19 protein-coding genes and 1 pseudogene are annotated in these 23,897 nt (G+C 39.0%); all 20 read left to right on the top strand.

Going from position 1 to position 23,897, the window contains the following annotated elements; genetic code table 11:
- Positions 1 to 5: 5 nt before the first annotated feature.
- The 20 genes and pseudogenes from ribF (at position 6) to BMSHG_RS01830 (ending at position 23,733) form a co-directional block, all read left to right on the top strand.
- A complete protein-coding gene (gene ribF, locus BMSHG_RS01930; RefSeq protein WP_019152743.1) occupies positions 6 to 950 on the top strand; it encodes a bifunctional riboflavin kinase/FAD synthetase in 945 nt (314 codons plus the stop codon).
- A 199-nt stretch (positions 951 to 1,149) separates the two neighbouring features.
- Positions 1,150 to 1,419 (top strand): 30S ribosomal protein S15, encoded by a 270-nt coding sequence (rpsO, locus tag BMSHG_RS01925; protein WP_019152742.1) that lies wholly within the window; start codon positions 1,150 to 1,152, stop codon positions 1,417 to 1,419.
- Between the two features lie 312 nt (positions 1,420 to 1,731).
- Entirely contained in the window at positions 1,732 to 3,852 is a 2,121-nt protein-coding gene (gene pnp / locus BMSHG_RS01920; RefSeq protein ID WP_019152741.1) for a polyribonucleotide nucleotidyltransferase, read from the top strand.
- A 162-nt stretch (positions 3,853 to 4,014) separates the two neighbouring features.
- Entirely contained in the window at positions 4,015 to 4,953 is a 939-nt protein-coding gene (locus BMSHG_RS01915) for a polysaccharide deacetylase family protein (RefSeq protein WP_019152740.1), read from the top strand.
- 103 nt (positions 4,954 to 5,056) lie between these two features.
- Positions 5,057 to 6,292 (top strand): M16 family metallopeptidase, encoded by a 1,236-nt coding sequence (locus BMSHG_RS01910; protein ID WP_019152739.1) that lies wholly within the window; start codon positions 5,057 to 5,059, stop codon positions 6,290 to 6,292.
- 166 nt (positions 6,293 to 6,458) lie between these two features.
- Positions 6,459 to 6,713, top strand: coding sequence for a YlmC/YmxH family sporulation protein (locus tag BMSHG_RS01905; RefSeq protein WP_019152738.1), 255 nt, complete (start codon positions 6,459 to 6,461; stop codon positions 6,711 to 6,713).
- A gap of 353 nt (positions 6,714 to 7,066) precedes the next feature.
- Positions 7,067 to 7,960 (top strand): dipicolinic acid synthetase subunit A, encoded by an 894-nt coding sequence (dpaA, locus tag BMSHG_RS01895; protein WP_019152736.1) that lies wholly within the window; start codon positions 7,067 to 7,069, stop codon positions 7,958 to 7,960.
- 5 nt (positions 7,961 to 7,965) lie between these two features.
- Complete coding sequence (gene dpaB, locus BMSHG_RS01890) at positions 7,966 to 8,565, top strand: dipicolinate synthase subunit B (RefSeq protein WP_019152735.1); 600 nt, start codon at positions 7,966 to 7,968, stop codon at positions 8,563 to 8,565.
- Positions 8,566 to 8,938: 373 nt separating this feature from the next.
- Positions 8,939 to 9,989: pseudogene (gene asd, locus BMSHG_RS25610) on the top strand (aspartate-semialdehyde dehydrogenase).
- Positions 9,990 to 10,080: 91 nt separating this feature from the next.
- Positions 10,081 to 11,322 carry an aspartate kinase gene (dapG, locus tag BMSHG_RS01880; protein ID WP_019152734.1) on the top strand — a complete coding sequence of 414 codons (1,242 nt, stop codon included), beginning with the start codon at positions 10,081 to 10,083 and terminating at the stop codon, positions 11,320 to 11,322.
- Positions 11,323 to 11,410: 88 nt separating this feature from the next.
- Positions 11,411 to 12,283 carry a 4-hydroxy-tetrahydrodipicolinate synthase gene (gene dapA, locus BMSHG_RS01875; RefSeq protein WP_019152733.1) on the top strand — a complete coding sequence of 291 codons (873 nt, stop codon included), beginning with the start codon at positions 11,411 to 11,413 and terminating at the stop codon, positions 12,281 to 12,283.
- A 177-nt stretch (positions 12,284 to 12,460) separates the two neighbouring features.
- On the top strand, positions 12,461 to 14,134 hold the full coding sequence (locus BMSHG_RS01870) for a ribonuclease J (protein WP_019152732.1): 1,674 nt from the start codon (positions 12,461 to 12,463) through the stop codon (positions 14,132 to 14,134).
- Positions 14,135 to 14,236: 102 nt separating this feature from the next.
- Positions 14,237 to 14,986, top strand: a complete 750-nt coding sequence (locus BMSHG_RS01865; RefSeq protein ID WP_019152731.1) for a ClpP family protease — start codon at positions 14,237 to 14,239, stop codon at positions 14,984 to 14,986.
- Positions 14,983 to 15,195 carry a YlzJ-like family protein gene (locus tag BMSHG_RS01860; RefSeq protein WP_019152730.1) on the top strand — a complete coding sequence of 71 codons (213 nt, stop codon included), beginning with the start codon at positions 14,983 to 14,985 and terminating at the stop codon, positions 15,193 to 15,195. Before BMSHG_RS01865 ends, BMSHG_RS01860 begins: the two co-directional genes overlap by 4 nt.
- A gap of 271 nt (positions 15,196 to 15,466) precedes the next feature.
- Positions 15,467 to 17,815, top strand: a complete 2,349-nt coding sequence (locus BMSHG_RS01855; protein WP_019152729.1) for a DNA translocase FtsK — start codon at positions 15,467 to 15,469, stop codon at positions 17,813 to 17,815.
- Positions 17,816 to 18,036: 221 nt separating this feature from the next.
- Positions 18,037 to 18,762 carry a GntR family transcriptional regulator gene (locus tag BMSHG_RS01850; RefSeq protein ID WP_026073293.1) on the top strand — a complete coding sequence of 242 codons (726 nt, stop codon included), beginning with the start codon at positions 18,037 to 18,039 and terminating at the stop codon, positions 18,760 to 18,762.
- Positions 18,763 to 18,819: 57 nt separating this feature from the next.
- Entirely contained in the window at positions 18,820 to 19,923 is a 1,104-nt protein-coding gene (locus BMSHG_RS01845) for a BMP family lipoprotein (RefSeq protein WP_019152727.1), read from the top strand.
- A 264-nt stretch (positions 19,924 to 20,187) separates the two neighbouring features.
- Positions 20,188 to 21,714 carry an ABC transporter ATP-binding protein gene (locus BMSHG_RS01840; protein WP_019152726.1) on the top strand — a complete coding sequence of 509 codons (1,527 nt, stop codon included), beginning with the start codon at positions 20,188 to 20,190 and terminating at the stop codon, positions 21,712 to 21,714.
- Positions 21,714 to 22,772 carry an ABC transporter permease gene (locus tag BMSHG_RS01835; RefSeq protein WP_019152725.1) on the top strand — a complete coding sequence of 353 codons (1,059 nt, stop codon included), beginning with the start codon at positions 21,714 to 21,716 and terminating at the stop codon, positions 22,770 to 22,772. Before BMSHG_RS01840 ends, BMSHG_RS01835 begins: the two co-directional genes overlap by 1 nt.
- Before the next feature lies 1 nt (position 22,773).
- Positions 22,774 to 23,733, top strand: coding sequence for an ABC transporter permease (locus BMSHG_RS01830; protein ID WP_019152724.1), 960 nt, complete (start codon positions 22,774 to 22,776; stop codon positions 23,731 to 23,733).
- Positions 23,734 to 23,897 lie beyond the last annotated feature (164 nt).

The following is a 23,897-nucleotide window of genomic DNA, read 5'->3' as shown; positions in this document are numbered from 1 at the left end:
ACGAAGTGGAAGTTATTCATATTCATCATCCTCATGAATTCAAACCCGAACAATTTATGCCAATGACCTTGGCGTTAGGTTTTTTTGATGGTGTTCATTTAGGGCACCAAAAAGTGATAGGTACAGCATTGGAAATTGCGAAGGAGAAAAATTGCAAGGTGGGTGTCATGACTTTTGATCCTCATCCATCCGTTGTGTTGCGTCGGGATGTCCAGCATGTGGAGTACATCACTCCGCTTAAAGAGAAGGCAAGATTAATCGAGCAACTTCACGTTGACTATCTGTTCGTTGTTCATTTTACAAGTGAATTTGCCAATCTTCTGCCACAGGAATTTGTGGATCAGTATGTCATTGGTTTAAATGTCATTCATGTCGTAGCTGGTTTTGATTATAGTTACGGAAGAATGGGGAAGGGAACAATGGAAACCATTCAATTCCATTCGCGAGATAAATTTGATTTTACAACCGTTTCAAAGCTAACGAATGGAACAGAAAAAATAAGTTCGACCTTGATCCGTAAACTTATACGAGATGGGAATATGGAAAGGTTACCGGACCTTTTGGGACGCTTTTATTCAACAAGTGGAATTGTCATTAATGGTGATAAACGAGGAAGAACGATCGGTTTTCCAACAGCGAATACAGATGTGGATGATGCATTTTTTATTCCCCCCATTGGTGTTTACGCAGTAAAGATTCTTGTTGCTGGTACATGGTACGAGGGAGTTTGTAATATTGGCTATAAGCCAACCTTCAATGAAACACAGGCTCCAAAGCCGTCTGTTGAAGTTCATATTTTTGATTTTGAACAGAATATTTATGGCTATGAAGTCGTGATAGAATGGCATAAGAGAATCAGGGCGGAAAAGAAATTCAATGGGATCGAGGAGCTTGTGCAGCAAATTGAAAAAGACAAGTTAAGTACGCTCGATTATTTTCGTCATATATAAGATCCGTTGTGTAAAGTATGCGAAATATATTGTTTACACTTGCTTTTTGTCATAAAAAGTAGTATTCTAATTAACGTGAATTCATTTCGTACGTAAATATGAATGGACTCACGTATCCATCATGAACCTTTGCTTGGCAAGTCGAGTCACCGACGCTTGCTGAAGCATTCGGGGATTAATTATTTAGGAGGTGAAACGGATGGCAATCACTAAAGAACGTAAGAATGAACTTATCAATGAGTTCAAAACACATGAGAACGATACTGGTTCACCAGAAGTTCAAATCGCTGTCCTTACAGAAGAGATCAACAATTTAAATGGTCACTTACGTACTCATAAGAAAGATCACCACTCACGTCGCGGTCTTTTGAAAATGGTAGGTAGACGTCGTAACCTATTAACTTATCTTCGTAACAAAGACGTTCAACGTTACCGTGAGTTAATCAACAGACTTGGTTTACGTCGATAAGAACTGATGTTAACAAAAGCGGGATTCTTCCCGCTTTTTTGTTAGCATAAATAACTGGAAAAATAATACATAAACTCGTATTTTAAGTCTATAAAAAGATGTACATAATATAAGAATAGCGGATACGGCTTTTATCTATGGAATCATATCATACCGAATTATGATTTTGACCAAAATGATACTATCGACTTCTTCATGCCTACAAGAGTAATGAGATGAAGTTTAAGATAAAATATATTATTGATGAATAAAGTAGAACTAATATAAGCTAAATCTCCCAGGAGTGTTAGTAAGAGAGGGGTTTTTTAAAGAATGGGACAAGAAAAGCAAATCTTTTCCATAGAGTGGGCTGGCCGGCCACTAACCGTTGAAATCGGACAATTAGCTAAACAAGCGAATGGCTCAGCACTAATCCGATATGGAGATACTGCTGTATTAAGTAATGCAACTGCTTCAAAAGAACCGAAGAAACTTGATTTCTTTCCATTAACAGTCAATTATGAGGAAAGATTATATGCAGTCGGGAAAATTCCTGGTGGTTTTATTAAGCGTGAAGGTCGTCCAAGTGAAAAGGCGATATTAGCGAGCCGCTTGATCGATCGTCCAATTCGTCCTTTGTTTGCAGATGGTTTTAGAAATGAAGTCCAAGTAATTAGCATTGTGATGAGCGTTGATCAAGATTGCTCATCTGAAATGGCTGCGATGTTTGGCTCTTCTCTTGCGTTATCGATTTCAGATATTCCGTTTGAGGGACCTATTGCGGGAGTAACGGTAGGGCGTATTGACGGAAACTTCGTTGTTAATCCAAATGTTGAACAAATGGAGAAAAGTGATATCCATTTAGTTGTAGCAGGAACAAAAGATGCGATTAACATGGTTGAAGCAGGAGCAGATGAAGTACCAGAAGAAACAATGCTTGAAGCGATTATGTTTGGACATGAAGAAATCAAACGTTTAATTGCCTTCCAAGAAGAGATTGTTGCAAAAGTGGGCAAAAAGAAGATGGAAGTTACTCTTTTCAATGTCGACGAGCAATTAGAAGCTGAAATTCGTGATGCTTGTGAAAAAGAAATGATTGAAGCGATTCAAGTTCAGGAAAAGCATGCACGTGAAGATGCGATTAAGGAAGTAAAAGATAGAGTGATTGCTAAGTATGAAGAACAAGAAGCGGATGATGATGATCTAAAGCAAGTGAAGCAAATTTTAGACAAGCTTGTAAAAGGTGAGGTACGCCGTTTAATAACAGAAGAAAAAGTACGTCCTGATGGTCGAAATCCAGATGAAATTCGCCCATTATCTTCTGAAGTAGGACTTCTTCCTCGTACACATGGTTCTGGATTATTTACTCGTGGACAAACTCAAGCATTAAGTATTTGTACGCTTGGCGCATTAGGAGATGTGCAGATTTTAGATGGTTTAGGAATCGAAGAAGAGAAACGCTTTATGCATCATTATAACTTCCCAAGCTTTAGTGTTGGGGAAACAGGACCAATTCGCGGACCAGGTCGTCGTGAAATTGGACATGGTGCCCTTGGGGAGCGTGCACTTGATCCAATTATCCCATCAGAAGCCGATTTCCCATATACAATCCGTTTAGTTTCTGAAGTATTAGAATCAAATGGTTCTACTTCTCAGGCAAGTATTTGTGCAAGTACATTAGCGATGATGGACGCCGGAGTACCAATTAAGGCTCCAGTTGCTGGGATTGCCATGGGTCTTGTGAAATCTGGGGAACATTACACGGTTTTAACAGATATTCAAGGAATGGAAGATCACTTAGGAGACATGGACTTTAAAGTTGCAGGTACTTCTAAAGGGGTTACTGCTCTTCAAATGGATATTAAAATTGATGGGTTATCTCGCGAAATTCTGGAAGAAGCATTGCTACAAGCGAAAAAAGGTCGTATGCAAATTCTTGAATCAATGCTTGCTACGATTGCAGAACCAAATAACCAACTTTCTCAATATGCACCAAAGATCTTAACGATGCACATTAATCCAGATAAGATTCGTGATGTTATTGGGCCAAGTGGGAAGCAAATCAATAAAATTATCGAAGAGACAAATGTCAAGATTGATATTGAACAAGATGGTACAGTCTTCATTTCATCTACTCATGAGGAAATGAATCAAAAAGCGAAAAAGATTATAGAAGACATCGTACGTGAAGTGGAAGTTGGCCAAATGTACCTAGGAAAAGTTAAACGAATTGAAAAATTCGGTGCTTTTGTTGAAATCTTTAGCGGTAAAGATGGCTTAGTTCATATTTCAGAATTAGCAGAAGAGCGTGTTGGAAAAGTAGAAGATGTATTATCAATTGGTGATGAAGTACTTGTAAAGGTAACGGAAATTGATAAGCAAGGTCGTGTCAACTTATCCAGAAAAGCTGTTCTAAAAGAGCAACGAGAGCAAAAGGAACAAGCACAGAAGTAAGTGTTTCACTCACGAGTATAGACACAAGTGCTCCTATGCTTACTTGAAAAGTCAGGGGAAGCCCTGACTTTTTATTGTGTTTAAAATGTCTTGTGTAAGTGAGAACTGCTAGTTCTACCTTGTCCTTCCTTCTCATAATTTGTAAGGAAGGAGGCATATGAGATGAAAAAGCTGGTATTTATTGCTATGATTGTTTTACTCGGGGCTCTTATTGTCAATAACTCATTAACTGATCAATATTTAGTTAAATTAAAGGGAGATAGTACTTTTGTCAGTAAAAAGGTTGATCCTTTATATGATGAGATTCAATCTAAGGCAAAAGACTATGAGGTTGCTCCTATAGATGCAAAAATTGATCCCGTTTGGAAGGCGATTCCTGGGATAAATGGTTTGAAGGTTGATGTGGAAGCTTCCTTTGAAAAAATGAAGGATGATGGGAAGTTCAAAAAGGAGAAGCTTGTGTTCACGCAAGTTGAGCCAAAGGTTCATCTCAACGATCTCGCTCCTAATCCCATTTATAAAGGAAATCCGGAAAAACCGATGGTCAGTTTCATCATTAATGTGGCTTGGGGCAATGAATATCTTTCCCCGATTCTTGCGACCTTGAAAAAACATAATGTACACGCCACTTTCTTTTTAGAGGGAAGATGGGTGAAAAATCATCCAGAATTGGCTAAAATGATTTCTTCTGCTGGACACGAGGTTGGGAATCATTCTTATACCCATCCAGATATGAAAAGAATATCGGCAGGGATGATAAGAGAGGAAATCCAAAAGACAAATGACGTCATTAAAGCAACGACAGAAAAGGTACCTATGTGGCTCGCACCTCCAAGTGGAAGTTTTCGTGATGAGGTTGTGAAAATCGCTGCTGAAGAAAAAATGGGAACTGTTTTATGGAGTGTTGATACGATCGATTGGCAAAAGCCTGCACCTGAAGTTCTTATCAACCGGGTAGTCAGTAAGATTCATAATGGGGCAATGGTATTAATGCATCCGACCGATTCAACGGCCAAAGCCCTTGATTCATTAATCAAAGAAATTAAGAACAAGGATTTAGAAATTGATACGGTTTCGGAGTTGTTAAGCGAAGAGAGATAACCATTCCCAAGTTAAATTGGATAAAAGAGGGAAAAATAGACAAGCTAATAAGAAACGATAAAGATTTATATTAGCATCATGTTTTCAAACAGGAGGAATTTGCGTGATTAAGAGATATACTTGTCAAAATGGAGTAAGAATCGTACTAGAAAATATACCTACTGTTCGTTCAGTTGCAATTGGGGTTTGGATTGGAACTGGTTCACGTAATGAGAATCCGGAAAATAACGGGATATCCCATTTTCTTGAGCATATGTTTTTTAAAGGAACTCAGACAAGAACGGCTCGTGAAATCGCTGAATCATTTGATAGTATTGGTGGTCAAGTTAATGCCTTCACTTCAAAGGAATACACTTGCTACTATGCTAAAGTACTAGACAATCATGCGAATTTTGCTCTAGATGTTCTGGCCGATATGTTCTTCCATTCAACTTTTGATGAAGAAGAGCTTAAAAAAGAAAAGAAAGTTGTCTACGAAGAAATAAAAATGTATGAAGATACACCTGATGATATTGTTCATGATTTACTGAGCAAAGCTGTATATGAAAGTCATCCACTAGGGTATCCGATCTTAGGAACAGAAGAGACGTTGGCATCCTTTACAGGAGAGACATTGAAAGAATACATGCACCATACATATACACCTGAAAATGTTGTCATCTCCATTGCCGGAAATATTTCTGAAGACTTCATTTCTGATGTTGAAGAACATTTCGGGAGCTATGAAGGTGGAAAGCAAGAGAAGCCTGAAGCAAAACCAATGTTCCACATGAACCATATGGCCCGCAAAAAAGAGACTGAACAAGCCCATTTATGTATGGGCTTTGAAGGATTGCAAGTAGGACACGAAGATATTTATAATTTGATTGTTCTAAATAATGTGCTTGGTGGAAGCATGAGTTCACGTCTGTTCCAGGACGTTCGTGAACGTAAAGGTCTCGCATATTCTGTCTTCTCATATCATTCATCTTTCCATGATAGTGGGATTGTCACGATTTATGGTGGTACAGGAGCAAAGCAATTGGATGTACTATTTGATACGATTCAAGAAACGCTTGCGAACCTGAAGGCAGAGGGAATTACAGATAAAGAATTAAACAACTGTAAAGAGCAGTTGAAAGGTAGCTTAATGTTAAGCTTAGAAAGTACGAATAGTCGTATGAGCCGCAATGGTAAAAATGAACTGGTATTAAAACGTCATCGTACCCTTGATGAAATTATCCAGGAGATTGACGAAGTCTCTAAAGAGGGCGTAGACAAGTTAGCAAACACGATTTTCACAAATGCCTTTTCGGTATCTCTGATTAGTCCAGAGGGTGAACTTCCAAAGAACATATAAAGATTAACAACCTGCTTAAACAGCGGGTTGTTTTTTTGTGCTATCTACATAAAAAAGGCAAGCAATTTCGCACTTCTACTGCAAAAATTTTGGTCGAGCCTATTCTAAAATTAAACACCGCTTGATACATATATAAGGAGAGAGTTGGAAAAAGGGAGGGGAAGTCTTGAGACTAAGTGAATTAAGCGGCAAAGAAATTGTTGACGTTAAAAAAGCAGAGCGGCTAGGGGTGTTAGGGCAGACAGATTTAGAAATTGATGAGAATAGCGGGCAAATAAGAGCATTGCTAATTCCATCGCTAAAATGGTTCGGGTTTAGACGTCAAGGTGGAGAAGTTCGAGTGCCGTGGCGCCATATTAAGAAGATCGGCACGGATATGATCATTATTGATGTGCCTGGTGATGATATGGATGAGGGCTGATGAGAAAAGTCGAGAACATGACTTTTCTCATCAGCCCTTCTTTTGTTTTAAGGAAGTTCCGGAATTAATGCTTAAAGTTCCGGAATTAATGCATTTTTTCCGGAATTCACCATCAAAATTCCAGAATTCCTACTTTTTGAAAGTGCGTTCAGATTCCCGTTAGAGTCACTTATGCATTTTGGGCACTTCCCCAGTTAAATGTCTAAATTGACAAGAGATTTAGTCGGATAACTCACCGATTTTCTCGTTTTTACATAAGATGTTGAAGTAGTTGATATTTTTTAGAAAAAGTAATTTCATTTTGAATTTATATTCCTGCCTTAGGATTTCAGGGAAAAGAAGGTGAATGTTTTATGCTGACAGGATTGCATTTAGCAGTCATCGGTGGAGACGCAAGACAGCTAGAGATCATCCGTAGATTAACTGAGCTTGATGCAAAACTCTCACTAATAGGATTCGAACAGCTTGATCATGCGTTTACTGGAGCAGTAAAGGAAAAGATGGACGAAGTAGATTTTTCGAATATCGATGCCATTATTCTACCGGTAGCTGGAACAAGTTTAGACGGTCAGGTTGATACGATCTTTTCAAATGAAAAGGTATATTTATCAAAAGAGATATTGTTAGAGACACCGGCACATTGCACAGTTTATTCAGGAATTACGAATTCCTATTTAAGCGGAATTACGAAAAAAGCGGACCGCCGCCTAGTTCAGCTTTTTCAAAGGGATGATGTCGCGATCTATAACTCGATCCCAACAGTTGAAGGGACAATTATGATGGCCATTCAACATACAGACTTTACGATTCATGGTTCAAATGTTCTTGTACTAGGACTTGGTAGAGTGGGGATGACAGTTGCGAGAACCTTTGATGCTTTAGGTGCCCATGTAAAGGTGGGGGCAAGAAAAACAGAACATATTGCGCGTATTACAGAAATGTCGCTTACTCCTTTTCATTTGAAAAATCTCGAAGAACATGTCAAAGACGTTGATATATGTATAAATACGATTCCTCACATGATCGTAACAGCTTCAGTCATTTCGAAAATGCCTTCACACACGTTGGTAATTGATTTGGCATCCAAGCCTGGAGGAACCGATTTTCGATATGCGGAAAAAAGAGGAATTAAAGCATTGCTAGCACCTAGTTTGCCAGGCATAGTAGCACCGAGAACTGCAGGGCAAATATTGGCGAACGTTCTTTCAAGAGTGTTAAAAGAGGATTTACAATCACGAAAGGGGTAAAGAGCATGAGTGTAAATGGTAAAAGAATTGGTTTTGGGTTAACGGGTTCGCATTGTACGTACGATGCTGTTTTTCCAGAAATAGAAAAGCTCGTTAATGCTGGTGCAGAAGTACTGCCCGTCGTTACTCATACCGTTAAAAATACAAATACACGTTTTGGAAAAGGGGAAGATTGGGTACAACGTATTGAGGACTTAACTGGTAATAAAGTAATTGATTCAATCGTAAAAGCAGAGCCGCTTGGCCCCAAAATTCCATTGGATTGTATGGTGATTGCGCCATTAACAGGAAATTCAATGAGTAAATTTGCTAATGCCATGACTGATTCCCCAGTACTGATGGCGGCAAAAGCTACATTAAGAAATCGAAAACCTGTTGTGTTAGGAATATCAACAAATGACGCTCTTGGTTTAAATGGAGTTAATTTGATGAGACTGATGGCAACAAAAAATATTTACTTTATACCGTATGGTCAAGATGACCCCATTAAAAAACCTAACTCACTCGTGGCAAGAATGACGTTATTACAAGATACTGTAGAAGCAGCAATGAACGGGGAACAACTTCAACCAGTGCTTGTTGAACGTTATAAGGATGGAGAATAGCGCCAGTATTTAGTCTTGTATAGCGGCAAGCGGAAATCCCTCATCCAATGACTTGGGAAATGGGCTTTTTTCGGAATATTATATTCTGTTAAAGCTCTCCTCCGTTGCCGCTTATGTATGAATATAGATTTCTGTCTGAATGAAACAAAATTTTATTTCTTTAAAGTATGAATATGGTAAAATAGATCATATTATGATGTAATATTTTTATAAATCTATCGTTCATGACATGCGACAAATCAAAAAATGTCAGATAGTATTACATTATGAAATGAAATCATTTTAATGGAAGGTAAAGTTCATTTTAGCTTCTATTTACGTGTAGCTTACAATTCATATGATGGTAAGAAATAGATGGGAAGGGGAAACAATAATGACAGAAAGAAATGCATTTCATGTAGCAGTGGTTGGAGCAACAGGAGCAGTTGGACAACAAATGCTGAAAACACTTGAAGATAGAAATTTCCCGATTTCAACTTTAACTTTATTATCTTCACCTCGTTCGGCAGGGAAGGTAGTTATTTTTAAAGGACAAGAATATGTCGTTCAGGAAGCAAAGCCTGAGAGCTTCGAAAACGTTGATATCGCACTATTCAGTGCTGGAGGTAGTGTTTCAAAAGAGTTAGCTCCAGAAGCTGTAAAAAGAGGGGCGATCGTGGTCGATAACACGAGCGCTTTTAGAATGGATGAGAATACCCCCCCTTGTTGTGCCAGAGGTTAATGAAGCAGATTTGCATCATCATAATGGAATTATTGCGAATCCAAACTGTTCGACAATTCAAATGGTCGTGGCACTACAACCAATACTCGAAAAGTTCGGTTTGAAAAAAGTAATTGTTTCAACCTATCAAGCTGTTTCTGGTTCTGGAGCACAAGCAGTTGATGAATTATACGAGCAAACAAAAGCTATCATTAATGGTGATAATTATGAGCCAAAGATTTTACCAGTAAAATCAGATAAAAAGCATTATCAAATTGCCTTTAATGCGATTCCTCAAATTGATAAATTTGAAGATAATGGCTATACATTTGAAGAAATGAAAATGATTAACGAAACGAAAAAAATCATGCATTTACCTGAATTAAAGGTCGCAGCAACATGCGTAAGATTACCTGTTGCAACAGGACACTCTGAGTCTCTCTACTTTGAAGTAGAAAAAGAGGGGGTTTCACCAGAGGACATTAAAGCACTATTAAAGGATGCTCCTGGTGTTGTGTTACAAGATGATCCAGAAAATCAAATTTATCCAATGCCTGCTGATTGTGTAGGTAAAAATGATGTATTTGTCGGTCGTATTCGCAGAGACTTAGATGAAGAAGCAGGATTTCATATGTGGGTTGTATCAGATAATCTGTTAAAGGGTGCGGCATGGAATTCTGTGCAAATTGCTGAAAGTTTAATCAAAATCGGACTAGTTAAATAAGTCCGTTAACGAGTTTTCGGGATAGATCGCTTGCAATCAACTAAGAACGAAACAAAGAATATAGAGCCTTTCTAATAATTGAGGTGTTACGATGAAAATGATCGTTCAAAAATTTGGGGGAACTTCTGTAAGAAGCGAGGAGACTCGAGAATATGCAATAAATCATATTCAAAAAGCACTTGCCGATGGATATAAAGTGGTCGTAGTCGTCTCAGCGATGGGACGAAGTGGCGACCCATATGCTACAGATACCCTGCTTTCACTAATAGATGGAGCAAAAACAAAGGTAACGAAACGTGAACAGGATCTTTTACTTTCCTGTGGGGAAGTGATTTCGAGTGTAGTGTTTACAGAAATGCTGCTCAAGAAGGGTGTTAAAGCGACTTCTCTAACAGGTTCGCAAGCAGGATTTCGAACCAACGATGATCACACAAATGCTAAAATTGTAAAAATGGAGTGTGACCGCGTTCTTGAAGAGCTTCAAAACTATGATGTCGTAGTCGTCGCAGGCTTCCAAGGTGCTGCGAAAAATGGAGACACGACAACCATTGGTCGAGGCGGGAGTGACACTTCTGCTTCAGCATTAGGAGCAGCTTTACAAGCAGAGTGGGTTGACATTTTTACCGATGTAGAAGGAATTATGACAGCAGATCCTCGTATTGCTGAAAATGCAAGACCGCTAAGCGTTGTCACCTACAATGAAGTATGTAATCTCGCTTATCAAGGGGCAAAGGTTATTCATCCTCGAGCCGTGGAAATTGCGATGCAAGCAAAAATTCCAATTCGAATTCGATCCACCTATTCGGATAATCCGGGAACGCTTGTGACAACATTAAATCGAAGCAATAAAGGAAGCGATATAAAAGAGCGAACGGTAACAGGAATTGCTCATGTTGCACCTGTCACACAAATTAAAGTGTTGGCTAAAAAGGGCGAATATAATCTTCAAGCAGAAGTGTTTAAGTCCATGGCAAATGAAAAAATAAGTGTCGACTTTATCAATATATCACCTAATGGAGTCGTATATACGGTTACAGATGAGATGAGTGATAAAGCCAAAGAAATTTTAACAGCTATCGGATATGAGCCAGAGTTGGAAAGAAACTGTGCGAAGGTTTCAATTGTCGGTGCTGGGATTGCAGGAGTTCCTGGGATCACAGCTAAGATTGTCACAGCCTTGTCTGAAAAAGGGATAAGAATATTACAATCTGCTGATAGTCACACCACGATCTGGGTATTAGTGAAGCAAGATGATCTGAGTACGGCAGTAAATACACTGCATGATGCGTTTGAGCTTCAAAACGATACGTTTGAATATGAAAGATTAGATTAAAGTTATAAAGTTATTATGAGGTTTTTCCAAAAAGATAGAGGAAGTAGAAGCTTCAAAGCGTGTTAAATGTACACAAGGGAGTGTAAATATGGCTTTATTTGGTAGAGTTTCAACCGCAATGGTAACCCCTTTTGATAACAAGGGACATATTGATTTTGCCAAAACAACTCAGTTGATTCATTATTTGATTGAAAATGGAACGGACTCATTAGTTGTGGCTGGTACAACTGGTGAATCTCCGACATTGACAAAAGAAGAAAAAATTGCACTATTCCAGCATGTGGTAAAAGTTGTTGATAAGCGAATTCCAGTCATTGCTGGAACAGGAAGCAATAACACATATGCGTCCATTGACTTGACAAAAAAAGCAGAACAAATGGGTGTGGATGGGATTATGGTTGTAGCTCCTTACTACAACAAGCCGAACCAAGAAGGTTTATATCAGCATTTTAAAGAAATTGCTGAATCTACCACTTTACCGGTGATGGTCTACAATATACCAAGCCGTTCTGTCGTCAATATACTGCCAGATACGATAATTCGTTTAGCAGAAGTTCCTAATATTGTCGCTGTGAAAGAGGCAAGTGGAGACTTAAATGCGATGACAAAAATTATTGCGAATACGTCAGATGATTTCTTCTTATATAGTGGGGACGATGGCATTGCACTTCCTGTTCTATCCATTGGTGGAACAGGGGTTGTTTCAGTTGCATCCCATATTATTGGAAATGAAATGCAAGAAATGGTTCAAGCGTTTTTGAATGGAGACACTAAGGAGGCAGCAAAGCTCCATCAATCCCTTTTACCAATGATGGAAGGGCTATTTAAGGCACCGAGTCCTGTCCCGGTGAAAACCGCCCTTCAGCTAAAAGGTTTAAATGTGGGCTCCGTTCGATTGCCTTTGGTACCCTTGACAGAGCAAGAGAGAAATGCCCTCATAACATTATTGAATGAGGCGTAATAGTTCTACAAAGCCGACTCAGACGTTGCTTTAAAAGCAGCGTCTGAGTCGGCTTTTTTTTCTTTGTTCCCCCTTGATGGAAAGGAGGCTTAAATAAAATTGGTTGGAAAGGGTTTCAGTTTTCAAGTATAATAATGGTAACTGATCTTGGGTCGGAAACAATAAGTAGGAGGAAGTATGACATTGAACACTAGAAAGAATGAAAGCATCAAGATAACAGCTCTAGGAGGAGTTGGGGAAATCGGCAAAAATATGTACATCGTAGACGTGGATGGAGATTTATTCGTCTTAGATGCAGGTCTTATGTTCCCAGAAAATGAAATGCTCGGAATTGATATCGTAATCCCGGATATGACTTTTCTTTCGCAAAATAAAGATCGGATTAAAGGAATATTTCTATCTCATGGGCACGAGGACCATATTGGGGCATTATCGTATCTTTTACGTCAAGTACAAGCACCTGTATATGGAATGAAGCTAACGATTGCGTTAGCGAAAGCAAAAATGAAAGAGCAAGAATATAAAGGAAAAGTGAATTTTATTGAAATTCAATCTGATACAATTGTAAATTTTGATACGGTTACAGTCTCTTTTTTCAAAACGAATCATAGTATCCCTGATTCAGTTGGTATTGCCATACATACATCAGAGGGAGCGGTTGTCTACACGGGTGACTTTAAATTCGATCAGGCTGCAACAGAGCTCTACAAACCCGAAATAGGGAAGATGGCTGCTTTAGGTGAAAAAGGGGTTCTTTGCTTACTTTCGGATAGTACAGATGCTGAAAAACCAGGTTATACTCCGTCAGAATCTATCATTGTCAGAGCGATGAAGGATGTCTTTTATAATGCGAAAGGGAGAATCATTGCGGCATCTTTTGCATCTGATTTAAACCGAATTCAACACATTTTTGATGCTGCCTATGATAGTAGAAGAAAGATTGTTGTAGTAGGAAAAAGTTTACAGCAAGTATTTGATATAGCGATCGAACTAGACTATCTTCATGTCCATCATGAATTAATCATTCCAATTGATGAATTGAAGGATTATGAAGATGATGAAATGGTCATATTAGCAACAGGAATGCAAGGAGAGCCGCTTGAAGCCTTGCAAAAGATGGCGAAAGGGCAACATCGTCATGTAAATGTCCAAAAAGGTGACACCGTCCTTATTGCCGCATCACCATTACGTGGTGGAGAAGTTTTTACGTATAAAACCATTGATATGTTAAGCCGTGCAGGTGCAAATGTCATTTCCGGTAGACGTATGGTCCATACATCTAGTCATGGAAGTGAAGAAGAGCTTAAATTTATGATTAATATGATGAACCCGAAATATTTCGTTCCAGTACACGGAGAATATCGTATGTTGAAAGCTCATAGTAAAATTGCGAAAGAATGTGGGATTACCGATGATCGAATTGCAATGATCGATAAAGGGGAAGTCCTCGAAATTAAGCCGGAGCATGTTAAAATTACCGGAAAAGTAGCAGCTGGCAATGTATTGGTTGATGGAAGTGGCATTGGGGATGTTGGGAATATTGTTCTTAGGGATCGAAAGCTATTATCACAAGACGGTGTTTTGATTGTCGTTGTCACTCTCAATAAGGCTGAAAAGAAAATTTCTGCAGGTCCAGAAATCATTTCCCGTGGTTTTGTGTATGTTCGTGAGTCGGAAGAACTCATGGGAGAGTCAGTAAAACTTGTAAAAGGAATTGTAGAAAAGAATATAAGCCGCGAGTTTTTTGATTGGGCTAGCATTAAGCAAGATATGAGAGATGGGTTAAATCAATTTTTATATGAAAAAACAAAGCGTAGACCGATGATCATGCCAATTATTATGGAAATTTAGAGGGTGTCCCAATGGGACCCCTCTTTTTTGCATGATTTCGTATGTAAGGTCCAATACTAACAGTAGATTTTTAAGCTTTTTATGAAGAAGGGAGATTTTTTAATGGCTCAAAATCGTAAGTATACAAATGAACAAGAAGAGGGGCAGGAACAACCAAAAGAGGATAAGCCATCCCCATTAATGGAGAAAATCCAACAGCTTGGACAAACAAATGTCCCTCAGCTCTCGCAAGATTCAAAAATTCATTGCTTAACGATCGTCGGACAAATCGAAGGCCATCTCCAGTTGCCTCCTCAAAATAAAACGACCAAATACGAACATCTTATTCCACAGTTAGTCGCGATTGAGCAAAACCCAAAAATTGAAGGAGTATTAGTGATCCTCAATACGGTGGGAGGAGATGTTGAAGCTGGGTTAGCGATCTCAGAAATGCTTGCATCTTTGTCAAAGCCTTCTGTTTCAATCGTTTTAGGTGGGGGGCATTCGATCGGGGTTCCGATTGCAGTATCCTGTGACTATTCGTTTATTGCAGAGACAGCGACAATGACGATTCATCCGATTCGATTGACAGGTCTAGTCATTGGAGTGCCACAAACATTTGAGTATTTAGATAAAATGCAAGAAAGAGTGGTTCGTTTCGTTACTAGACATTCGAACATTACAGAAGAAAAGTTTAAAGATTTGATGTTTGAAAAAGGGAACTTAACAAGAGATATTGGTACGAACGTGATTGGAACAGATGCAGTTAAGTACGGATTAATTGATGAGATAGGTGGAATTGGTCAAGCAATGAAAAAGCTTGATGAGTTGATCGAAATGAATAAGGATCAAAAAGAGGAGTTGATCCAATGATTTTATATACGATGATGCCTCAGGAACTTATTTTTCCTAGTGATGAAAATGAATTTGCTAGGCAGATACAAGTCCTTCGTGACGGTATTCCGTTGATTGTTGAAGAGACAGAGGACAACAAGTATCGGGTGGTCCGAAACCTTAGCAGTGATCCAAATCATTATCTTGATCAACGTTATACTCCTGGAGCGATGTTTTCGATGTATTAATGCCGAAGAACGATGGTATTAGCAAAAAGACTTATGGTATAATAGGTTCACCTCAAGATAAAAAGCAGCCATTTCGGCTGCTTTCGTTTTGAAAATATAAGGCTGTTTTCATACGGGCAGAGTTTTCAGGAAATGGTCACCATTTCGATTTATACGTAGCACCGTACCACGGATGGAATAAGCACTCTCTTTTCGCTGTTTTTTTGTGGATCGATCGCAACATGGTTTTTAGAAAAGAGACAAATATAACTACAAGATAAAAGGTGATTGGATGGCAAAAAGAAAACGTAGAAGAAGCACAAAACAAAATACCCAATTTAAGCGAACCATTCGCTTCGAGTTGATTGGTCTTATTTTAATTACATTAGCAGCCATTTCAATTGCAGGATTAGGAGCTGTCGGAAGAGCAATTGTGTTATTTTACCGCTTTTTCACTGGCGAATGGTTTATGTTATTTTTATTAGCTTTAGTCGTATTAGGTGGATATTTTATATGGAAGAGAGAAATTCCAAACTATTTTCATCGGAGATTGGTTGGAATTTATTTAATTATTGCTTCCCTCCTACTATTAAGTCATGTCACATTGTTTAATAATCTATTAAATGATGGCAAGTTTGACGATCCAAGTGTGATTAAAAATACGTGGGAATTGTTTTGGATGGAAGTGAATGGAGAAACGAGTACGACTGATTTAGGCGGCGGCATGATCGGTTCTATACTCTTTGCCTTATTTTATTTTTTATTTGATGAAGCAGGTTCAAAAATGATAGCGGCAGTACTTATCATCATTGGTATTGTCCTTTTAACAGGGAAAACATTTGGAGATGCAGCGGCAAAGATGATTGTTGCGATAAGTGGCTTTATGAAAGATCAATGGAAGAAGTTTATCGATGATCTAAAATCTTCAAAAGAAAAGAGACAAGCTAGGAAAGAAGCTGCTCGAGCAAATGCAGAAAGAAACGCAGCCGAAGTGCAAGAAGAGGAAACGGTTATTCCAATGGCAAATGAATCTAATCGAAATGAACTAGCACAGCCAGAACCAATTATTTCAAGTTTTGCAGAAAGAGCTTACGTTCAGCATGATGAAGATATACATAGAGAAGCGCAGTCTGGAAATGTTAAAAAAGAGACGGAGACGCCAGAGGAAGACGAGGCCTTAGCCCCGACGATTACGTTTACAGAAGTAGAGAATGTAGATTATGAGCTTCCGCCGATTAAATTATTGAAGCTTCCTAGACATACGGATCAGAGCGGGGAATACGAGCTGATTCATGCCAATGCTGCGAAGCTAGAACGAACATTCCAAAGTTTTGGCGTAAAGGCAAGAGTTACCCAAGTTCATTTAGGTCCAGCCGTTACGAAGTATGAGGTTCATCCTGATGTAGGAGTCAAAGTGAGCAAAATTGTGAGCTTAAGTGATGATTTAGCTCTCGCTTTAGCAGCAAAAGACATCCGGATTGAAGCACCGATTCCTGGTAAATCAGCAATCGGAATTGAAGTGCCTAACTCAGAAGTGGCTATGGTCTCTTTGCGAGAGGTGCTAGAGTCGAAACAAAATGATAAACCAGATTCCAAGCTGATGATCGGGTTGGGAAGGGACATAACCGGAGAAGCAGTCCTTGCTGAATTAAATAAAATGCCCCATTTACTTGTTGCTGGGGCAACAGGTAGCGGAAAAAGTGTATGTATAAACGGCATTATAACGAGTATTCTTATGCGCGCAAAACCGCACGAAGTAAAGCTGATGATGATTGACCCGAAAATGGTTGAACTGAATGTTTATAATGGCATTCCTCATCTCCTTGCACCAGTAGTGACAAATGCGAAAAAAGCTTCACAAGCCCTGCAAAAAGTGGTTAGTGAAATGGAACGTCGTTATGAGCTGTTTTCACATACCGGTACACGAAATATTGAAGGCTATAACGAGTATATGAAGAAACATAACGCTGAGGCAGATGCCAAACAGCCATTATTGCCTTATATTGTCGTCATTGTGGACGAGCTTGCCGATTTAATGATGGTAGCATCTTCTGATGTCGAAGATGCGATCACACGTCTTGCACAAATGGCTCGTGCTGCGGGAATACATCTCATCATTGCGACGCAAAGACCATCTGTTGATGTCATCACAGGTGTGATCAAGGCAAATATCCCATCGAGAATTGCTTTTGCTGTTTCTTCTGCAACAGATTCTAGAACGATTCTAGACATGGGCGGGGCAGAAAAGTTACTAGGACGAGGCGATATGCTCTTTTTACCAGTAGGTGCATCAAAGCCGATTCGTGTCCAAGGCGCCTTCCTTTCAGATGATGAGGTGGAAGAGATCGTGGACTTTGTGATCGATCAACAAAAAGCACAATATCAAGAGGAAATGATTCCAGATGACATACCAGAAACAACATCTGAAGTAGAAGATGAACTCTACAATGAAGCGGTGGAATTAATTCTTGAGATGCAGACCGCATCGGTATCGATGCTTCAAAGAAGATTTCGCATTGGCTATACTCGGGCTGCCAGATTGATTGATGAAATGGAGCTTAGAGGGGTGGTAGGCCCGTATGAAGGGAGTAAGCCTCGTGCCGTATTGATGGATAAGCCATCAGAAGAGGCAAGTTCTTAAATACGTTATACTATTGTAATCCCTTCCTTTTTTCTGGTAGGGTTCACAGTAAGTATTTATCAATGCTGAGTTTTGTAAATATTTCTGACGTAAAATTTGTAGAATCTTGTCATTCTCTATTTATTTATGACTTGAAAAATGGTATAGTATTTTCGATTAGTAGGAATGATTATACATCAGAGGTCTGATGTCTTGGAGAAAATTGGTTGGGGGAAGCAAAGATGTCCATCAAATCAGATAACAGACATTTATATTTACAGGTGATTGATCGGATTAAGCAGGATATCGAAAAAGGAATCTATAAAGAGAAAGAACAGCTGCCCTCTGAATTTGACCTTGCCAAGCTTTTAGGGGTTAGCAGGGCGACATTAAGAGAAGCACTGCGGATTCTTGAAGAGGAGAATGTGATCATCCGTCGCCATGGGGTGGGGACATTCGTCAATGCTAAGCCTTTGTTTTCTTCTGGAATTGAACAGCTTAATAGTGTAACAAATATGATTGTTCAAGTCGGAATGAAGCCTGGTACCATTTTTCTAAGCTCAGATACTCAAAGTGCAACCGAAGAGGATATTCGTCGCTTTTCATGTTCTGAAGATGATGAAATTTTTGTGATGGAAAGAGTTCGCACTGCAAATGGAGAACCAGTCGTCTACTGTATGGATCATGTACCACATCATTATTTACCGAAAACCTTTTCTCATGAGAAGGAATCGATTTTCCATGTTTTAGAAGAGACTGCACAGAGAAAAATTACATATGCCATTGCAGAAATTGAACCGCTTGGATATCATGAACGAATTTCACCAATACTAGAGTGTGACCCGGAAACAGCCTTGCTTGTACTAAAGCAAATGCATTTCGATGAAAATGACGAACCTATTCTGTATTCGGTCAATTACTTTCGAGCAGACAAATTCAGCTTCCATGTTTTAAGGAAAAGGATATAAGTTGAAGGAGTCCCGAGATGTTAATCTACTAAATCAACTATATAGGGGGTACAAACCTTGAAAAAGCGTAAATTTGGATTAGCTTTATCTCTCGTACTTGCTGCAGGAACAATCTTAGGTGCTTGTGGAAACAAAGATGAAGAACAAGGCGGCGGAGATGGAGGAACTGCAACAGAAGCTCCAGACTTCAAAGTAGGTCTTGTAACTGACACTGGTGGGGTAGATGATAAATCATTTAACCAATCTGCTTGGGAAGGTTTAAAAAAGTTTGCTGAAGAAAAAGGACTTAAAGAAAATGAAGGTTACCGTTACCTTCAATCAGAAAAAGAAGCAGATTATATCCCGAACTTAAGTCAATTTGCTGAAAATGGTTTTGATGTAACATTTGCTGCAGGATTCTTACTTGAGGATGCTGTACAAACTTCTGCAGAACAAAACGAAAATGGACACTTTGCTTTAATCGATAGCCTTTTAGCAGATGAGAATGGCGAGACAGTTTGGTTAAATAACGTCGCTAACGTTACGTTTGACGAACATACTGGCTCATTCTTAGTTGGTGTCATTGCTGCAAAGCATACGAAATCTAAGAAGCTTGGATTTGTTGGAGGCGTTGATTCGCCGCTAATTAAGAAATTTGAAAACGGCTTTAAAGCTGGTGTTAAATCAGTTGACCCTACGATTGAAGTAGTTGTTCAATATGCTGGTGACTTTAACAAGCCTGAAAATGGTACAAGTATCGCTTCCACAATGTATAGCGGTGGAGTAGACATTATTTATCACGCTGCTGGTGGAACGGGTAACGGAGTATTCACTGAAGCGAAAAACCGTAAAGCAAACGGTGACGACGTATGGGTAATCGGTGTAGACCGTGACCAACATGAAGAAGGACTTCCAGAAAACGTAACATTAACTTCAATGGTAAAACGTGTTGATAATGCTGTTTATGAAATTTCGAAGATGGCATTAGATGGAAACTTCCCAGGTGGAAAAGAAACCGTATTTGGACTTGCTGAAGATGGTGTAGGAATCGCGCCTACAACGGAAAACGTGAGCCAAGAAGCAATAGATTTGGTTGAAGAGTTCAAGCAAAAGATCCTTGATGGAGAAATTGAAGTACCTAAAACTGACGAAGAATTTGAAGCATTCGAAGCTTCTTTATAAAATGTAAAAAAGTTAAGGCTAGTGGAAACACTCACTAGCCTTACTTTTCCGTAAAGCGTTCGCTGGAAAGAATTACATGTTATTGTCTCATTTGTTCTATAGCCTGTCTGTAGAATAAATGAGCCAATAAACAACCAGATGATCACGTACATAAAATTATTGATACTCAAGTTCGAAAAATGAAGGTGCACGTTTGAAAATCGATTGTTGTTTAAAAGGATCTAATCAAGATAATTATTTCCATTCAAATAGGGAGTGATATTGGTGGAATACGTAATCGAAATGAATGGCATTCGAAAAGAGTTTCCAGGCATTGTTGCAAACGATAATATTACCTTACAAGTAAAGCAGGGGGAAATACACGCTTTACTTGGTGAAAATGGTGCTGGGAAATCTACCTTGATGAATGTTCTTTTCGGTTTATATCAACCGGAAAAAGGAGAAATAAAGGTAAAGGGTCAGCCTGTAAATATTACTGATCCGAATGTAGCCAACCGTTTAGGTATCGGTATGGTACATCAGCATTTTATGTTGGTCCATAATTTTACGGTCACGGAGAACATTATTCTAGGCAGTGAGCCTACAAAAGCAGGAAAAATCAATATTAAAGATGCGGCAAAAAAAGTTGAAGAACTTTCAAAGAGATACGGCTTAGCTGTAGATCCCTATGCGAAAATTGAAGATATTTCAGTTGGAATGCAGCAAAGGGTTGAAATTTTGAAGACTTTATATCGTGGTGCAGAAATTCTTATTTTTGATGAACCAACAGCTGTTCTAACACCACAGGAAATTAAAGAACTCATTCAAATAATGGATAAGCTTGTTGCTGAAGGAAAATCCATTATTTTAATTACACACAAACTAAAAGAAATCATGGAAGTGTGTGATCGCTGTACCGTTATCCGTAAAGGAAAAGGGATCGGAACAGTTAATGTCTCGGAAACGAATCCAGATGAGTTAGCAGCGCTAATGGTAGGTCGTGAAGTTCATTTTAAAGTTGATAAAGAACTGGCCCAACCAAAAGACGTTGTTTTAGAAATCAAGGATTTAGTCGTTACAGATGCGAGAAATATTGCAAGTGTTAACGGTCTTGACTTAGAAGTCAAAGCTGGAGAAATTTTGGGGATTGCCGGTGTTGATGGAAACGGTCAATCAGAACTTATAGAGGGAATTACTGGTCTTAGAAAGATAAAATCAGGAGCCATCAAAATAAATGGCAAGGAAACAACTCATTTGTCAACACGAAAAATTACTGAAACAGGGATTGGACATATTCCTGAGGATCGTCATAAGCACGGATTAGTGCTAGATTATTCAGTAGGTGAAAACATCGTCTTACAAACATATTATCAAAAACCATACTCGAATTCTGGAATTCTAAATTATAGCAAGATCTATGAGAAGGCAAAGGCATTAATTGCTGAGTACGATGTGCGAACTCCTTCTGAGTACACCCCTGCCCGAGCCTTATCTGGTGGTAACCAACAGAAGGCGATTATCGCGCGAGAGGTTGACCGTAGTCCAAGTTTGTTAATTGCTGCTCAACCAACAAGGGGATTAGATGTTGGGGCAATAGAATTTATTCATTCTAAGTTAATTGAGGAACGAGACAAAGGCAGAGCAGTGCTGTTAATTTCGTTTGAACTTGATGAAATCATGAATCTAAGTGATAGAATTGCCGTTATCTACGAAGGTAAAATCGTTGATGTAGTAGACCCTAAAGATACTACAGAGCAAGAGTTAGGGCTATTAATGGCTGGAGGTAAGAGAGAAAGAGAAGGTGTTTCATAATGCAAAAGCTCCTCAAAAATGACAAGTTATTTAATATTATCGTTCCCATTTTTTCTGCCATTTTAGGGATGCTTGTGGGAGCGATCATCATGCTATTGGGTGGTTACGACCCAGTATCAGGCTTTAGTGCTCTATTTCAAGGGATGTTTGGAAGCCCTAAAAATATCGGTGAAATGATTCGAGCTGCTTCACCACTCATCCTTGCTGGACTAGCAGTTGGGTTCGCCTTTAAAACGGGTTTATTTAATATTGGAGTTGAAGGGCAATTACTAGTTGGTTGGCTTGCCTCTGTATATGTCGGCTACGCCTTCAATTTACCTGCTATTATCCATGTTCCTGTAGCTATTTTAGCTGCTGCTATCGCAGGTGGAATATGGGGAATGATTCCTGGATTTTTAAAAGCAAGATTTAAAGTCCATGAAGTTATTGTCACGATCATGTTAAACTATGTTGCTCTATACACTACAGCAGATATTATTAAAAGATACTTATACGCCGGTAATGAAAAATCGTATAAAATTCAAGACTCGGCATCCCTATCTTCTGGATTTTTAGCGGATCTAACGGACGGTTCTCGCCTTCATTGGGGAATTTTAGCGGCAATCCTTATGGCTATTATTATGTGGTTTATTTTAGAAAAAACGACAACTGGATATGAGCTAAAAGCAGTCGGATTTAACCGTCATGCCTCTCAATATGCTGGTATGAATGTTTCCAAAAATATCGTTCTTTCGATGACGATCTCAGGTGGATTTGCAGGGATTGCCGGAGCCATGGAAGGCTTGGGGACATTCCAAAATATGACTGTTCTGTCTGCATTTACAGGGACAGGATTTGATGGAATCGCAGTCGCTCTTTTAGGTGCAAATAACCCATTCGGAATTATTATAGCCGGTATTCTATTTGGAGGGTTAAATACAGCGGCGCCGCAAATGAATTTCAATGCCAATGTCCCTTCAGAGGTTGTAGAAATTATCATTGCCTTAATCATTTTCTTTGTTGCATCAAGTTATCTCATTCGCTTGATTTTAACACGCTTTAGCAAGGAGGGGAAATAACATGAGCTTTTTAGATATTTTGGTGATTATTATTCCCGCTACGTTATATACAGCTGCCCCTCTTATATTTACAGCTCTTGGTGGAGTAATGAGTGAACGCTCAGGTGTTGTTAATATTGGACTTGAAGGACTTATGCTCTTTGGAGCCTTTGCTGGTGTCGTTACAACATTGACTCTTCAAGACAGTGTTGGTGCTGCAGCACCGTGGATAGCGATCGTCGTTGCTGCGATTGCTTCAGGGATTTTCTCTCTTGTACATGCCGTTGCCAGTATTACATTTCGTGCAGATCAAACGGTATCTGGTGTAGCGATTAACATGTTAGCTGCTGGGCTCACGCTATTCTTAATCAGAAGAATTTACAATAAAGGACAAACTGATTTTGTGGATTACCGTATTAATAAAGAAGATGTTCCATTTTTATCTGACATTCCTGTTATCGGGGACATATTCTTTTCGCGTATTCCTTATACATCCTATATTGCTATTATATTCGCCATTTTAGTTTGGTATATCATTTTTAAAACTCCATTTGGATTGCGTCTTCGTTCTGTCGGGGAACATCCAATGGCTGCTGACACGATGGGGATTAATGTGAATCGGATGCGTTATATTGGAGTTGTATTATCAGGGGTTTTTGCAGGGATTGGTGGTTCAGTTTATGCCCTATCTATTTCGGGAAACTTCACAGGACATACAATTGCAGGTCAAGGTTTCTTGGCGTTAGCTGCCATGATTTTCGGTAAATGGCATCCAATCGGGGCAATGGGAGCTGCACTATTCTTTGGTTTTGCTACGTCCTTAAGTATTACAGGAGCACAAATTCCATTGCTTCAGAATATACCATCTGTATTCTTAATCATCGCACCATATGTGCTAACCATTTTAGCTTTAACTGGTTTCGTTGGACGTGCAGATGCCCCAAAGGCTTCTGGCATACCATATGTAAAAGGACATCGTTAATATACATCGTAGACCTGACATTTGTCAGGTCTTTTTTGATCCGATACTTGTCTCCTACTTGAAATGGAAAATAGCGGCAAGGTATAGTAGAAATAACTTCTTGAAAAGTTAAGAAATAATATTGGGTATGATAAGTAAGGAGTATGTTTGATGCTAAGGAGGAA

This window comes from Robertmurraya massiliosenegalensis JC6, from assembly GCF_000311725.1.
Lineage (GTDB): Bacteria > Bacillota > Bacilli > Bacillales > Cytobacillaceae > Robertmurraya > Robertmurraya massiliosenegalensis.
This window is presented reverse-complemented; position numbering and strand designations above follow the sequence as displayed.

What these genes read in the sequence shown, in the direction of transcription:
- dpaA (WP_019152736.1), top strand. Translation starts at nt 7,067, where the DNA reads ATGCTGACAGGATTGCATTTAGCAGTCATCGGTGGAGACGCAAGACAG.
- BMSHG_RS01830 (WP_019152724.1), top strand. Translation starts at nt 22,774, where the DNA reads ATGAGCTTTTTAGATATTTTGGTGATTATTATTCCCGCTACGTTATAT.
- BMSHG_RS01850 (WP_026073293.1), top strand. Translation starts at nt 18,037, where the DNA reads ATGTCCATCAAATCAGATAACAGACATTTATATTTACAGGTGATTGAT.
- BMSHG_RS01865 (WP_019152731.1), top strand. Translation starts at nt 14,237, where the DNA reads ATGGCTCAAAATCGTAAGTATACAAATGAACAAGAAGAGGGGCAGGAA.
- BMSHG_RS01860 (WP_019152730.1), top strand. Translation starts at nt 14,983, where the DNA reads ATGATTTTATATACGATGATGCCTCAGGAACTTATTTTTCCTAGTGAT.
- BMSHG_RS01870 (WP_019152732.1), top strand. Translation starts at nt 12,461, where the DNA reads ATGACATTGAACACTAGAAAGAATGAAAGCATCAAGATAACAGCTCTA.
- rpsO (WP_019152742.1), top strand. Translation starts at nt 1,150, where the DNA reads ATGGCAATCACTAAAGAACGTAAGAATGAACTTATCAATGAGTTCAAA.
- BMSHG_RS01915 (WP_019152740.1), top strand. Translation starts at nt 4,015, where the DNA reads ATGAAAAAGCTGGTATTTATTGCTATGATTGTTTTACTCGGGGCTCTT.
- dapA (WP_019152733.1), top strand. Translation starts at nt 11,411, where the DNA reads ATGGCTTTATTTGGTAGAGTTTCAACCGCAATGGTAACCCCTTTTGAT.
- dapG (WP_019152734.1), top strand. Translation starts at nt 10,081, where the DNA reads ATGAAAATGATCGTTCAAAAATTTGGGGGAACTTCTGTAAGAAGCGAG.
- BMSHG_RS01855 (WP_019152729.1), top strand. Translation starts at nt 15,467, where the DNA reads ATGGCAAAAAGAAAACGTAGAAGAAGCACAAAACAAAATACCCAATTT.
- dpaB (WP_019152735.1), top strand. Translation starts at nt 7,966, where the DNA reads ATGAGTGTAAATGGTAAAAGAATTGGTTTTGGGTTAACGGGTTCGCAT.
- BMSHG_RS01835 (WP_019152725.1), top strand. Translation starts at nt 21,714, where the DNA reads ATGCAAAAGCTCCTCAAAAATGACAAGTTATTTAATATTATCGTTCCC.
- pnp (WP_019152741.1), top strand. Translation starts at nt 1,732, where the DNA reads ATGGGACAAGAAAAGCAAATCTTTTCCATAGAGTGGGCTGGCCGGCCA.